The following is a 13,931-nucleotide window of genomic DNA, read 5'->3' on the forward strand; positions in this document are numbered from 1 at the left end:
TCTTCGAGATGGGAGAACACGTGAACCATAACTGAGCTTTCGCCATTCGGATTTTAAGGTGTGTGTCGGTTTCCAGAGGGGCGCATAAGGCTTGTGAATGGCAGTAACGCCGGATTAAGCTGAGAGCTCTCTTTGTCGAGGGAGAACTTCGACAAGGATTACCCCAGAAACCCCTTCACATCGCCCATGAACCGCTCGAACTGGTCATGGTGCAGCCAGTGTCCGGCGTTCTCGTATTCGATCAGCGTGGCGCCGGGGAAGTGCTTCAGGCGCCCGTCCGAGGCGGGGCTGGTGGCGAAGCTGTCCTTGCCCCACAGCAGCAGCACCGGGCAGGTGATCGCTTCCCACAAGGCCACGATGTCGCTGGTCGGCAGGTCGGAGCCGGACCAGACGTTGACGTAATTGTCGAACTTCCAGCTCCAGGTGCCATCCTCGTTGCGGCTGGCGCCGTGGATCGTGAGGTGGCGGGCCTGTTCTTCGGTGAGGAAGGAATTCTCCTCCTTCATCCGCTGGTAGGCATCGCGGCGGGTGGCGTATTTGCGCGGGGTGCGGCCGGAGGCCTTGCGTTTGTCTTCAATCCACTGGCGCAGGCGCTCGCCCACGCTCTTTTCCTCCAGCTCGCGGCGGATCTGCGGCGGGGGGCCGAGCCCTTCGATATTGACGAACCTGGCCACCTTTTCCGGATAGAGCCCGGTGAAGCGCGTGGCGATGTTGCCGCCCAGCGAATGGGCGATGATCGTCACCTGATCGTGCCCCAGCGTGTGGACGAGCTGAGCGAAGTCATAGACGAAGGCGTCCATGCCGTAGTGCCCCTCGGGCGACCATTCGCTGTCGCCATGGCCGCGCAGGTCCGGGCAGATCACGTGCCAGTCGTGCCGCAGTTCCTCGGCCACCCAGTCCCAGCTGCGGCAATGGTCGCGCCCGCCGTGCTGGAGAATCAGCGGCGGCGCGTCCGTATTGCCCCAGTCGACATAGTTGAGGCGCAGGCGCTGGGAGATGAAGCGGTTGGAGGTGGGGCCGAGTTGCGTTTTCATAGGGGCGAACGTGGAACGGCCACGGGCCAAGGTCAATCGAAGCTGTGATTTGCGGGGATGAAGTAAATCGATAGCGCTGCTGCGCTTGGCAAACCGGCCTCCAAGGCCCTATCTCGCCTGCCAACAGTTTCCGGAGGACAGACGTGGCGACGACGCACAAGACCCGCATGCTCATCATCGGTTCCGGCCCGGCCGGCCTTTCAGCCGCGATCTATGGCGCGCGCGCGGGGATGGAGCCGATCGTGGTGCAGGGCTTGCAGCCGGGCGGCCAGCTCACCATTACCACCGATGTTGAGAACTATCCCGGTTTCCGCGAAGTGATCCAGGGCCCCTGGCTGATGCAGGAAATGCAGGCGCAGGCCGAGCACGTGGGCACGCGGATGATGTGGGATACGATCACTTCGGTCGATCTCACCGGCGGCACCTTCAAGGCGATCGGCGACGGCGGCGACATCTACGAAGGCGATACCCTGGTGATCTGCACCGGCGCGCAGGCCAAGTGGCTGGGCGTGCCGGGCGAGCAGGAGCTTTCGGGCAAGGGCGTTTCGGCTTGTGCGACGTGCGACGGGTTCTTCTATCGCGGCAAGAAAGTGGTGGTGATCGGCGGCGGCAACACCGCTGTGGAAGAGGCGCTCTACCTCACCAACCATTCCGACGACGTGACGCTGATCCACCGCCGCGATTCGCTGCGCTGCGAGAAGATTCTTGAGGAACGCCTGCTGGCCAATCCCAAGATCTCGGTGGTGTGGAACAAGCGCGTCGAGCGTTTCGTCGCGGGCGAGGCGGGCGACTTGCGCGCGCTGGCGCTGATCGACACCGAAACCGGCGCCGAAAGCGAGATCGAGACCGACGGCGCTTTCGTCGCCATCGGCCACGCGCCCGCGACCGAGCTGTTCAAGGACAAGCTGGCGATGGACGCGAGCGGCTATCTGCTGGTCCAGTCCGGTACGCCGAAGACGGACATCCCCGGCGTCTTCGCGGCGGGCGACGTTTGCGATCACACCTACCGTCAGGCGATCACGGCGGCGGGCATGGGCTGCATGGCCGCGCTCGATGCCGAACGCTATCTGGCGGAGAAGGAATTCAGCGGCGTAACCGAAACGGTTCAGGGCTGATCCTCTCCCTTGGGGGAGGGGGACCACCCGCAGGGTGGTGGAGGGGCACTCACGGTTTACGTGACGTTGCCCCTTTCAAACACGATTAGAGGCCTGGCGTCGCCACACGCATTCACCGTCCGGTAAAACGCCTGTGCCCCTCCACCATGCTTTGCATGGTTCCCCTCCCCGTGCCGGGGAGGATGGGCACGCCGCATCGCCCGCTGGCGAATGCGGGATAGCGCCGGGAAGAGGCAGGCGGCGGCGGTGCGGCCGGTGCAAAGCCGCCGGCATCGGGCGGTGTGGCCTGGATCGTGCCATTTCATCTGCGAACGGCCGGATGAGGGGCAGACCCGAAGGAAACTCACCGGCGCGGCCCTGTGGTGCGCGGGGATGGCGGGCCGGGCTCGCTCCCCTGCCGCCGGTCCCGGGGGCATACCCCCGTATTCGTCCGCGCATCCAAATTTGCGAAAGGTGACCGGCAAATTCGCATCCGGGCACCGGCCGCGTGACGGAGGCGCCAAGGTGTCAGCTTCACACCTCCGTCCCGCCATGGCGCCGAGTGGTAATCGGCGGAGGGGTTTATAACCCATATGGTTATAATTGTCAAGGTTGATAGCCAGACCGCTATTTCCCCTTCCTCTTCAGAGGAGGGGAGCGAGACTTGGGCCTGCGCAGCAGGCCTTAGCGAGCTGGGAATATCTGCATCCCCCTTCCGTTCGTGTCGAGCCCTTCGTCATGCTCAGGATAAACTTCGGGCTTTTAGCCCGAAGCCGAGACACATCAGCACCGGGTCAGCGTGTCTCGACTTCGCTCGACACGAACGGAACCGGAGCAGATTAAACCCACGATGCCTTGGTCGCAGCGGGGTAGCGGTTCACGTCTAGGCGCGGTGTGGGCGGCACGCCACCAACCCCACCTCCCTCTGAAGAGGACGGGGCTTATCCCCGCAGCATTTCCAGAACCTGCGCCACCAGCCAGTCCTGCGCGTGGGGCTCGACATAGCTGTGCGAGGCGCCGGGGCAGGTGCGGATGCGTTTGTCGGCCTTGTCCCACTTCGCCACGAAGGCGAGGCCGGTGCGGTCGCGCCCGGCGATCAGGAAGCGTACCGGGCCCTTGAACGGGGCGAGCCGCTGCGCGATTTCGGCAGCGAGCCCCGCGGCGGCCTTCGGAGAGGGGCGCAGGGCCGAGAGCAGGCTGCGGACGAGCTTGCCGATGGGCACTTGCCCGGTCAGCAGGCGCTTGATCGCCGCCGGATCGGCCAGCCGCCGCCGGTAATGATCGCGCACCACTTCGGCCGGGGCTTCCTCATCCGCATCGTCGATGGTCCAGGGGTTGGACAGCACCAGTGCGTCCAGACCGGCACCGCCCGCCAGCATCAGCGCGGCGGCGGCATCGCAATTGCCCATACCCGCCACGCGGGTGAGCTGCGGGCACTCGCGCCGGAACGCGGCGAGCGCGGCGGCGATGTCCGGCGCAGCCGATACGAATTCGCCGTTGGTGCCTTCGCTGTCGCCCACGCCGCGCCGGTCGAAACGCAGGACCGGAAACCCGGCCGCCGCGATCCGCGCCGCGAACCGGGCCTGCCCGTTCCACGCACCGCCGCGCACTTCGTTGCCGCCGGTGACGAGCAGGAGCCCCGCCGTGCCCGCTGCCTCGCGGCTTTCCGGCTCGTCCAGCGTGGCGGCCAGCCGCGCGCCCTGGCATTCGAAAGCGAAGTGGCGGCGCTTCATGCCGCAATCGCCTGGGTCAGGATGGCGGCAAGGGCATCGGCCTGCGCCGCGTTTTCGTCCGGCTCGGCGCGCATCCACAGGCCGCTGCCGCCCACCGCGTCCTGCCCGATCGTGGTTGCGCGCGCGCCGGGCACCATGGTTTCGAAATGGCGGAAGAAGCTGGCGCTGAGCCGGTAGCCGCTCAGCTCTATCCCTGAAATCGCGGCCGTCTCCGCCAGCAGCTCGCGCGTTTCCTCGTCTCCCGCCTCGCGCGCGGAGAGGATGCGCGCGCGCAGCATCTGGCGCAGGAGCGTGGCGGCTTTCACCGGGGCATAGTGCCACGCGGGCAGGCCGGGCGGCGTGAACAGGCAGCCGCCGCGCAGGCCCAGCACATGCGTGGCGCCAAAGTGCCGGGCAGCCGCCGCCGCGGCATCGAGCCAGTCCGTGGTATCCTGCCGTTCAAGCGGCTGCAGGCTCTCGTTGCAGCCGGGCAGGTCGGGCAGGAAACTGTCGATCCCGGCGGCATCGAGGCGGCGCATCACTTCCACCGTGAAGCGGCGCAGGCGGTTGCTCTCTTCGAACAGGGCGGGGACAATCAGCAGGCGGGGTTCGCGCGCCTTATCGAAGACCAGGGCATATTCCCGGGCCTCGCCGCCGGCGGGCAGCGGGCAGGGCCAGGTTGCCGGGGTCATCGCGCCTGCCTCATGCTTCGGCGCGCTTGGCCTCGGCAAAGGCGAGCAGGCCGCCGAAAGTCTCCAGCATCTCGCCGTCGATCTCGTCATCCTCGATCACGATGTCGAGCCGGTCTTCCAGCTCGGTCAGCAGACCGGCGACGGCCATCGAATCCAGTTCGGGCAAATGGCCGAACAGGCCGGTACCGGCATCGAAACCTTCCGCCTGCCCCGGCTTGAGCCCAAGCACATCGGTGAGGATGTTGCGCAGCAGCTGGTCGGTATTGTCGGACATGATTCCCCGGTTCCATGGCATGAATAACGGCGCGCGCTCTAGCCGCGCTTGGCCTTTGCGGCAAGGCGCGATAAGCCGCGCCGCAAGCCTGTCTTGGCCAGAAACGGCCAGTTCGCGGGCGCTGCGGGGCGGAACATGTCCAGCCTGAAGCGCGGGCGGACCTGTTCCATCCAGTCGCGCTTGTAGGGATCGCCGCCGGTCCCGAAATCGACCAGATCGACGGCATCGCCATCGATCACATGGCGGAACAGCGCGGCGGTGAGCACCGATCCGGGCGAAAACGGCTTGGCGGCCTCGCGGTGGGCGAGCTTGTGGATGAAGGCGGTGCCGCCTTCCACGGTCCACATCTGCGCCGCCACGGCCTCTCCGCCCACGCGCGCCACGCCCAGCCGCAGACGGCCTGCGCCGCCCTCGGCGCGGGCAAAGGCGCGCAGGAAATCGGGCGAGCCTTCCTCGGGCTTCCAGCTTTCGGCGTAGATATCCTCGTAAGCGGCCCAGACGTCCTCGTCGAAATGGGTGAGCACTTGCGTTTCGACTTTGCCGGACTTGCGCTTGAGCGTGGTGCGCAGCCTGCCGGGGCGGGCGGCGATATAGGCCTCGTAACTGCGGCCTTCGACCGGGAGCACATGGTTGGTGTCGCAGGCCTCGCGCAGCACCAGCCATCCGGCGGCGCGGAAGGCCTCTGTGAGCTGTGTGGCGCTGCCGTCTTCATCGGGCACGCCGGACAGTGTTACGCGGTGGCTTTGGCGCGCCAGATCGCGGGCGAGGGCGGTCAGGAGGGCCGGTTCGCCCGCGAGGATGGGGCGGAAGCGGAAGGTGTACCAGTTGGCAAGCGCGCTCAGATGGCCAAGTCCGGAGGTGCGGGTAAAACCACCCCGTCGCCCCCGCGCAGGCGGGGCCCCCGCTTCTGGTTCCAGCGCCGAAGAAAGCGGGGCCCCCGCCTGCGCGGGGGCGACGGATGTGTTGGGGGCAAAGGCCGTGCCGGATTGCAGGGCCAGCGGCAGCACCGCCGCCTGGTCTCCCTCGCGCGCCACGGCCAGCAGCGGGGGCAGTCCGCAATGTTCCTCCAGCATCTGCCACCAGGCCAGCCGGTCGAACGGGGCGTGCTGGCAGGCATCGGACAGGAGCCGGGCAAGCTGGCCATCCGATTGCACTTCCTTAAGATCGGAGTGATATTCGATCTTTACCACGTTACCTGCCATACCCCCCCGAGACGGAGATTTTCCCTTACGATGCGCGGCACCCTCGAAAATCCGATCCTGCCGCTCGACCATCTGGCCCTTTGCGGGGCGGATGAGGCCGATGCGCTGGTGCTGCGCGAAGGTGTGCTTAGCTACCGGGAATTAAGATCGCGTATCTCGCGCCTCGCCGCGTGGCTGGCGCGCGAAGTGCCTGAAAAGGGCGCGCGGGTGGCGAGCTGGGCAGCCAAGGGCGAGCTGACCTGTCTGATGCCGCTGGCCGCCGCGCGCGCGGGGCTGGTCCATGTGCCGGTCAATCCGCTGCTCAAGCACGCGCAAGTGGCGCATATCCTGGCCGATAGCGGCGCGGCGCTGCTGATCGGCACGCCTGCGCGCCTGCGCACGTTGAGCCATGCGGATATTCCGGCGCAGTGCCGTCTGATCGAGGAGGTGCAGGCGCTGGCCGATGCCGCCGCGCTGGGCGGGGATATGGCGCCTTCGCAGGCCGGACCCGATGATCTGGCAGCGATCCTCTACACCAGCGGTTCAACCGGGCGGCCCAAGGGGGTGATGCTCAGCCATGCCAACATGGTGCTGGGGGCGCAAAGCGTGGCGGACTATCTCGGCCTTGCGGCTGACGACCGCACGCTGGCGGTGCTGCCGCTGTCGTTCGACTACGGCCAGAACCAGCTCTTTTCGACATGGTATGCTGGCGGCTGCGTGGTGCCGCTGGACTATCTGGTGCCGCGTGACGTCATGAAAGCGGTGGAGCGCCATGGCATCACCACGCTGGCAGCCGTGCCGCCGCTCTGGGTGCAGATCAGCGAGTTGAACTGGCCGGACGAGACGGCGGCGAAGCTGCGGCGGCTGACCAACAGCGGCGGCGCGCTGACGGTGGATCTCGTGCGCCGCTTGCGCGCGCTGTTCCCGCAGGCGCGGCTTTTCGCGATGTACGGCCTTACCGAGGCGTTCCGTTCGACTTATCTCGACCCGGCGCTGATCGATACCCACCCGACGTCGATGGGTAAGGCTGTTCCCCATGCAGAAGTGCTTGTTATCAATGATATGGGTGACATTGCTCAGGACGGGGAAGAAGGCGAGCTGGTCCATTGCGGGCCGCTTGTCGCGCAAGGGTACTGGCGCGATCCGCAGCGCACGGCGGAGCGTTACAGGCCCGCGCCGGAGGCTTCCGTCTATGGCGGCATGGCGGTGTGGTCTGGAGACCGGGTGCGGCGCGATGCGGATGGGCTGCTCTATTTCGCCGGGCGGCGCGATGCGATGATCAAGAGCGCGGGCAACCGCATCAGCCCGCAGGAGATCGAGGACGCCGCGCTGGCGACGGGCCTTGTCGCCGAAGCGGTGGCGCTGGGTGTGCCTGACGAACGTCTCGGGCAGGCGGTCCACCTGATCGCGCGGCCCGCGCCGGGTATTTCAGATGCAGAGGAAGAACTGCCACGTAAGCTTATGCAGGAATTGCCGAATTTCATGCAGCCCCGGGTCATTCACTGGCGCGATGCGATGCCGGTGGGCCCCAATGGCAAGATCGACCGCACCGGCCTTCAGGCGGAGATTGCGGCATGAAACCGCTTGGCCCGATTCCCGCAGGCTATGACGCGATCGATGGCGTGCTGGCCGTGGGCGGCAAGCCGGTGACGCACTGGGTGGAGCAGGCGGGCGGAACGCCGCTGTTCCTCTACAGTGCGGACCTTGTAGGCACGCGCGTGGCCGAACTGCGCGCGGCGATGCCCGAACGGCTGGCGCTGCACTATGCGATGAAGGCGAACCCGTTTCCGCCGCTGCTCACGCTGATGGCCGGGCTGGTGGACGGGTTCGATATCGCCTCGGGCGGGGAACTGGAGATGGCCGCCAAGGCCGGGCTGCCGCTGGACCGGGTCAGCTTTGCCGGGCCGGGCAAGCGCGACGGGGAACTGGAAGCCGCGATCCGTGCGGGCGTGACGCTCAACCTCGAATCCGAAGGCGAGGCGGCGCGGGCCATTGCCATCGGGGAGAAGACCGGTGTGACGCCGCGTCTGGCGATCCGCGTCAATCCCGATTTCGATCTCAAGGGCTCTGGCATGAAGATGGGCGGCGGGGCCAAGCCCTTCGGCGTCGATGCCGAACGCGTGCCCGCACTGGTGCGCACGGTCCTTGCCAGCGGCGCGGAATGGCGTGGTTTTCACATTTTCGCGGGCAGTCAGGCGCTCGATGCCGAAGCGATTGCCGGGACTCAGGCGCAAACGCTGGCGCTGGCGGGGCGGCTGGCGGAGGAAAGCGGCGCAACGCTGCCGCACTGCAATCTGGGCGGAGGCCTGGGCATTCCCTATTTCCCCGGCGACACGCCCGCAGACCTCGCGCTGGTGGGCGAGCGGCTGGCGGAGCAGTTCGCGAAACTGCCCGATGTGCTGGCCGGGACCGCGTTCTGCATGGAACTCGGCCGCTATCTGGTGGGCGAAGCGGGAGTCTATCTGGCGCGTATCGTCGATCGCAAGGTTAGCCATGGCGAGGTTTTTCTAGTTACCGATGGCGGCCTGCATCACCAGCTTGCCGCGTCGGGCAACTTTGGAACGGTGGTGCGGCGCAATTATCCCTCCGCCATCGCCACGCGCTTCGATGCGCCGGTGGAGGAAGAAGCTTCTATCGTAGGCTGTTTGTGCACTCCGCTCGATAAGCTTGCGGATAAAGGCGGTTTTCCCCGTGCGGATGTGGGCGATCTGGCCGTGGTGTTCTGCGCCGGGGCCTATGGCGCCAGCGCTAGCCCGGCGGCATTTTTGGGGCAGGGCCCGGCCATGGAATTGCTGGTCTGACGGCGGTTTAACGCTTTGGGGGGCGCGGCGTCCCGATTTGGGACCGGGTTGCAAATCGGCTGTCACGGCTAACGCAATGTTCACCCTTTTTTCGCATGACGGAGGCTGGATTTTGCCAGCTCTCCCTTCGCACCCGATTGTGCGGAGGCGCTTGGCGCAGACAAGGAAGTGTCCATGCCGCCTTTCCGCTTTGCCCGGCTCGTGGCCGGTTCAGCGCTTGCCAGCCTGACCCTGACGGGATGCATGGGCTCGGCATCGGGACCGGAACTGCCGCCCGCCTCGTTCGTGGCGATGCAGGAAGGGCCGGGCGAGGAATACGTGATCGGCCCGCTGGACACGCTGACGATCTTCGTCTGGCGCAATCCCGAACTCGGCGCGAAAGTGCAGGTGCGGCCGGACGGGCGCATCACCACGCCGCTGATCACCGACATGCCCGCCGTGGGCAAGACCCCCTCGATGCTGGCCCAGGACATCCGCCTCCAGCTTTCGCAATATATCGAGGACCCGCTGGTCTCGGTGATCGTCGATAACTTCTCCGGCACCTTCAGCCAGCAGATTCGCGTGGTCGGTGCCACGGAAAAGCCTGCTTCGATCCCTTACCGCGCGAACATGACCGTGCTTGACGCGATGATCGCGGTGGGCGGCCTGTCCGAATATGCGGCGGGCAACAAGGCGCGCCTGATCCGTTTCGACAAGTCCACCGGCAAGCAGAAGGAATACCAGCTGCGCCTGGGTGATCTGCTCAAGAAGGGCGACAGCAAGGCCAACGTGATGCTGAAGCCCGGTGATGTGATCATCATCCCCGAAAGCATGTTCTGAGGAGCGCGCCGCCGCGATGAATAACCTCTACGAAGAACTGCTATCGGCGGTCCACAGCGTCTGGACCCGGCGCTGGATCGCGCTGGGGCTGGCCTGGGTGATCTGCCTGCTGGGCTGGTTCGTGGTCGCGCTGATCCCGAACAGCTACGAATCGCAGGCGCGCATCTTCATCCAGCTCGACGATGCGCTGGCCGAGCAGGTGGGCATCGGCGTGGCCGACAAGAAGCGCGATATCGAGCGCATCCGCCAGACGCTGACCAGCGCGGTGAACCTGGAAAAGGTGGTTCGCGGCACGCGCCTTGGCGATACCATCGAATCGCCCAAGCAGATGGAAGCGGCGGTTCTGGGGCTGGTCAAGAACGTGAAGATCGTCAGCCAGCAGGACAACCTGTTCCAGATCACCGCGACGGCGAACTACTCCTCGTTTTCCGATGCAGAGAACGCCAAGCTGGCGCAGGCCATGGCGCAGAAGCTGATCGACATTTTCCGCGAAGAGAACCTCTCCGGCGACCGCGGCGAAATGGTCGAGACGCTGGAATTCGTGAACCAGCAGCTCAAGCAGCGCGAAAAGCAGCTCGAAAGTGCCGAGCAGAAGCGCACCGCGTTCGAAGCCGCGCATCCGGAGCTGGCGCAAGGCGGCGCGGCGGTGGTGCAGCGGCTGGAAACCTCGCGCTCGTCTTTGCGCGATGTCGAGGCCGATCTGGCGGCGGCGCAAAGCTCGCTCGCGGCGATAGACGGCCAGCTTGCCGGAACCCCGCGCACGATCGCGGGGGCGGGCGGCGGCGCGCAGGCGGCGCTGGCCAAGGCGCAGGGCGATCTGGCCTCGATGAAGGCCCGCGGGCTGACCGACAGCCACCCCGATGTGATCGCCACCCGCAACCAGATCGCCGCGCTGAAAGGCCCGGCGGCGCAGGAAGCGGCGAACGGCGGCGGCACCGTCAACCCGGCCTATGCTTCGCTCCAGTCGATCCGGGCGGAGCGGCAGGCCAATGTTCAGGCGCTGCAGTCGCGCAAGGCGGCGCTGCAGTCCGATGTCGCTTCGCTGATGGCGTCGGCGATCAAGGACCCCGAACTCGCCACCCAGGCTCAGCGCATCAACCGCGACTACGACGTGCTGCGCCGCCAGTACGACAAGCTTTTGCAGGACCGCGAGGAACTCAAGCTGCGCGGCGAGGTGAAGACCGAGCGCGAGGCGGTGAAGTTCGAAGTGGTCGATCCGCCGACGACGCCGCGCGCGCCGGTGGCGCCCAACCGTCCGGTGCTGCTCTTCGCCGTGCTGATTGCCGGTATCGGCGGCGGCTGCGCGGGCGCCTTCGCGCTCAGCCGGGTACGGTCGGTATTCTCGACCACGGCCGGGCTGGAGCGGGCGACCGGCCTGCCGGTGCTGGGGGCGATTTCGCAGAACCTCACCGATGGCGCGCGCGCACTGCGGCGCAGGCGGCTGAAGTATTTCTATGGCGCCAGCGCGGCGCTGTGCGGGCTGTGCGTGGTGCTGCTCGCGATCGAATTCGTCCAGCGCGGAATGGTGGCGTGAGGGAGCCCGACATGACCGAGCAGAGCAAAATCCCCGTGCCGGAAGGCTCCGGCCCTCCTCCCAGGTCCGGCGAATCGCTGATCGAACGCGCGGCGGGCCAGTTCGGGCTCAACAGCTTCATTGCCCGGCCCGCGCTGCTTCCGCCCGAGGCGCGCGCGCTGGCCAAAGCGCCCGTGGCCCGTCCGGCCGCCCCGGCGCCGCAGAGTGCTGAGAGCGTTGCGCAGCCTGCCACACCGGCCCCCGTGGCCGCCGGGCCTGCCGTGACGCCTGTGGAGTTCCACGGCGTGCGCCATCCCGTGGACCGCGAGCACTTGCGCGAGCAGGGGCTGATCGTTCCCGAAGGGGCGGTGACGGCGCTGCTGGAGGAATTCCGCATCATCAAGCGCCAGATCCTTGTCCAGGCGGCGGATCTGCGCCGCCAGAAGGCAGGCGCGATCGCGCAGCGGGTGCTGATCGGCTCGCCGCTTCCCGGTGAGGGCAAGACCTACTGCGCGCTGAATCTGGCGCTTTCGATCGCGGCGGAAAAGGAAAGCGAGGTTCTGCTCGTCGATGCCGATTTCGCCAAGCCGTCGATTCTCTCCGCGCTGGGGCTGCCGGGCGGCCCGGGGCTGATGGACGCGCTGATGGACGAGGACACCGACGTCGCCGATTGCGTGCTCGGCACCGATATTCCGGGGCTCTGGGTGCTGCCTGCGGGCGATACCAGCAACCATGACAGCGAATATCTGGCCAGTTCGCGCACGGCGCGCGTGCTCGACCGCCTGACCGAAGGCGCGCCGCACCGCATCATCATTTTCGATTCTCCTCCCGCGCTGGCCGCATCGCCTGCCGCCGAACTGGCGAAACATGTGGGGCAGGCACTGGTGATCGTGCGTGCGGACCGCACCGGGCAAGGCGCGCTGGAAGATGCGATCTCGCTGCTCAGCGCCTGCCCGAACGTGCAACTGCTGCTCAACGGCGCGCAGTTCAGCCCCAGCGGGCGCCGGTTCGGCACTTATTACGGATACAAGGGATGACGGGCGTGACGCAGATGCGGCAGGCATCGATCGGGCGGCGGCTGGCCGCGGGCGCATCGCTGGCGGCACTGGCTGTTTTCGCCGTGCCCGGCGCGGCGCAGGCCCAGTCCATCGGTTATGACGGCGTGGGCAGCAGTGCTGGCGGCGCGGGTGGCGGTCAGGACGGATCGCAGGCCTATCAGCCGCCCCAGTCCGGAAAGTCCGGCAAGTCCGCAAGGCGCGGCGGGAAGGGCAGCAAGCGGCTTGAAGTGACGCCCTATATCGAGATCGATCAGGTCGCCGATGCCCAGATTTCGCCGGGCAACGACGTGCTGACCTACACGCAGGTAGCGGCGGGCATCGATGCGGGCATTGCCGGGCGCAACAACGGGGCCTCGGTCTCGCTCCGCTACGAGCGCCAGTTCGGCTGGGGCAAGAAAACGCGCGACGGCGATGCGATCAGCGGCGTTGCGCGGGGCTATACCACGATTGTTCCGGGCGTGACGGTGGAGGCGGGCGGCCTTGCGACCCGCGCCTCGTTCGATGGCCGGGGGGGCTCGGTGGTTTCGGACAAGAGCCGGACCGATGTCTATTCGGTCTATGGCGGGCCTTCGGTGGCGACGCGGGCTGGGGCCGTGAATCTCTCTGCCAATTACCGCGCGGGCTTCACCAAGGTCGATCAGTCGAACGACTATGCGGCGGGCGGCAGCACGGCTTCGGCCAATGTGTTCGACAAGAGCGTGACCCAGGCCGCCGATGCCGAGGCGGGCGTGGCGCCGGGCGACGTGCTGCCCGTGGGGCTGGGCGTGGGCGGCAATTTCTATCAGGAAGACATTTCCAACCTCGACCAGCGCGTGCGCAATGTGCAGGCGCAGGCGATGGTGACAGTGCCGGTCAGCCGAACGGTGCAGGCCGTGGGTTCCATCGGCTATGAGGATGTCGAGGTTTCCAGCCGCGATGCCCTGCGCGATGCCGATGGCAATCCGGTGATCGGTTCCGACGGCCGCTACAAGACGGACAAGAGCGCGCCGCGCGTGCTGGCCTATGACGTCAGCGGGCTGAGCTGGGATGTGGCGGTGATGTGGCGCCCGAGCCACCGCACCTCGCTCTCCGCGCATGTGGGCCGCCGTTATGGCGCAACCAATTTCGGCGGGACGCTGGCCTATGCGCCCAACGACCGCAGCCAGCTCAGCGTCGCCGTCTACAACAACGTGGCGGGCTACGGCGGCCAGCTCAACCGCCTGATCGACGAACTGCCCGACGATTTCGAGGCCGTGCGCGATCCGGTGACGGGAGAGCTGACGGGCTGCGTCTCCTCGCTCGACGGCAACAACTGCCTGTCCGGCGCGCTGGGTTCGCTGCGCTCCTCGGTGTTCCGCGCGCGGGGCGTTTCGGCGAGCTATGCGATGCGGATCGGGCGGCTCAATGCCGGGATCGGGCTCGGCTACGACCAGCGAAAGTTCATCGCCGCGCAAGGCACGGTGCTGGCCTCTGCCAATGGCGTGATCGATGAAAACTACTGGCTTTCGGCCTATCTGAGCGGGCAGCTTGGCGAGAATGCGGGCTGGTCCACCAATGCCTATGCCGCCTGGCTGTCGAGCAATGACGGGCTGACAGGGGATGCCAATAACTATGGCCTCTCGGCCAGTTACTACCGCTTGCTGACCCGGCGTTTGCACGCCAGGCTGGCCGTGGCGATCGACGGGACCACCCGTGACGATCCAGCCATCGACGATATCTGGACCGCGTCGGCCCTGGCCGGTCTGCGCTACAATTTCTGAGTCCCAGGGGAGGA

12 protein-coding genes are annotated in these 13,931 nt (G+C 66.8%); 7 read left to right on the plus strand and 5 right to left on the minus strand.

What is annotated here, in order from left to right; all coding sequences use genetic code 11:
• Positions 1 to 158: 158 nt before the first annotated feature.
• The gene (locus MTR66_RS10725) at positions 159 to 1,034 is read right to left on the minus strand and encodes an alpha/beta fold hydrolase (protein ID WP_243920786.1); all 876 of its coding nucleotides are present in this window, start codon (positions 1,032 to 1,034) and stop codon (positions 159 to 161) included.
• Between the two features lie 143 nt (positions 1,035 to 1,177).
• Between MTR66_RS10725 and trxB the strand changes: the two genes are divergently transcribed.
• Complete coding sequence (gene trxB, locus MTR66_RS10730; RefSeq protein ID WP_243920788.1) at positions 1,178 to 2,149, plus strand: thioredoxin-disulfide reductase; 972 nt, start codon at positions 1,178 to 1,180, stop codon at positions 2,147 to 2,149.
• Positions 2,150 to 3,069: 920 nt separating this feature from the next.
• On the opposite strand, the gene MTR66_RS10735 is transcribed toward trxB, so the two are convergent.
• The 4 genes from MTR66_RS10735 to MTR66_RS10750 are packed head-to-tail and all read right to left on the minus strand — an operon-like array spanning position 3,070 to position 5,996.
• Positions 3,070 to 3,861, minus strand: coding sequence for a hydrolase 1, exosortase A system-associated (locus MTR66_RS10735; protein ID WP_243920790.1), 792 nt, complete (start codon positions 3,859 to 3,861; stop codon positions 3,070 to 3,072).
• Complete coding sequence (locus MTR66_RS10740) at positions 3,858 to 4,532, minus strand: alpha/beta hydrolase family protein (RefSeq protein ID WP_243920792.1); 675 nt, start codon at positions 4,530 to 4,532, stop codon at positions 3,858 to 3,860. The genes MTR66_RS10735 and MTR66_RS10740 overlap by 4 nt, the downstream gene beginning before the upstream one ends.
• Positions 4,533 to 4,542: 10 nt before the next feature.
• Complete coding sequence (locus tag MTR66_RS10745) at positions 4,543 to 4,806, minus strand: acyl carrier protein (RefSeq protein WP_243920794.1); 264 nt, start codon at positions 4,804 to 4,806, stop codon at positions 4,543 to 4,545.
• Between the two features lie 38 nt (positions 4,807 to 4,844).
• Positions 4,845 to 5,996 carry a GNAT family N-acetyltransferase gene (locus MTR66_RS10750; RefSeq protein WP_407673043.1) on the minus strand — a complete coding sequence of 384 codons (1,152 nt, stop codon included), beginning with the start codon at positions 5,994 to 5,996 and terminating at the stop codon, positions 4,845 to 4,847.
• 42 nt (positions 5,997 to 6,038) lie between these two features.
• Between MTR66_RS10750 and MTR66_RS10755 the strand changes: the two genes are divergently transcribed.
• The 6 genes from MTR66_RS10755 (at position 6,039) to MTR66_RS10780 (ending at position 13,917) form a co-directional block, all read left to right on the plus strand.
• Positions 6,039 to 7,565 carry an acyl-CoA ligase (AMP-forming), exosortase A system-associated gene (locus MTR66_RS10755; RefSeq protein ID WP_243920798.1) on the plus strand — a complete coding sequence of 509 codons (1,527 nt, stop codon included), beginning with the start codon at positions 6,039 to 6,041 and terminating at the stop codon, positions 7,563 to 7,565.
• Positions 7,562 to 8,788, plus strand: coding sequence for a pyridoxal-dependent decarboxylase, exosortase A system-associated (locus tag MTR66_RS10760; protein WP_243920800.1), 1,227 nt, complete (start codon positions 7,562 to 7,564; stop codon positions 8,786 to 8,788). Before MTR66_RS10755 ends, MTR66_RS10760 begins: the two co-directional genes overlap by 4 nt.
• A 174-nt stretch (positions 8,789 to 8,962) precedes the next feature.
• The gene (locus MTR66_RS10765) at positions 8,963 to 9,607 is read left to right on the plus strand and encodes an XrtA/PEP-CTERM system exopolysaccharide export protein (RefSeq protein WP_243920802.1); all 645 of its coding nucleotides are present in this window, start codon (positions 8,963 to 8,965) and stop codon (positions 9,605 to 9,607) included.
• A gap of 16 nt (positions 9,608 to 9,623) precedes the next feature.
• Complete coding sequence (locus MTR66_RS10770) at positions 9,624 to 11,141, plus strand: XrtA system polysaccharide chain length determinant (RefSeq protein WP_243920803.1); 1,518 nt, start codon at positions 9,624 to 9,626, stop codon at positions 11,139 to 11,141.
• An 11-nt stretch (positions 11,142 to 11,152) separates the two neighbouring features.
• On the plus strand, positions 11,153 to 12,157 hold the full coding sequence (locus tag MTR66_RS10775) for a P-loop NTPase family protein (RefSeq protein WP_243920805.1): 1,005 nt from the start codon (positions 11,153 to 11,155) through the stop codon (positions 12,155 to 12,157).
• Positions 12,154 to 13,917, plus strand: coding sequence for a preprotein translocase subunit YajC (locus tag MTR66_RS10780; RefSeq protein WP_243920807.1), 1,764 nt, complete (start codon positions 12,154 to 12,156; stop codon positions 13,915 to 13,917). The genes MTR66_RS10775 and MTR66_RS10780 overlap by 4 nt, the downstream gene beginning before the upstream one ends.
• The last annotated feature ends 14 nt before the right edge of the window (positions 13,918 to 13,931 follow it).

Source organism: Novosphingobium beihaiense (assembly GCF_022832375.1).
Classification (GTDB): domain Bacteria; phylum Pseudomonadota; class Alphaproteobacteria; order Sphingomonadales; family Sphingomonadaceae; genus Novosphingobium; species Novosphingobium beihaiensis.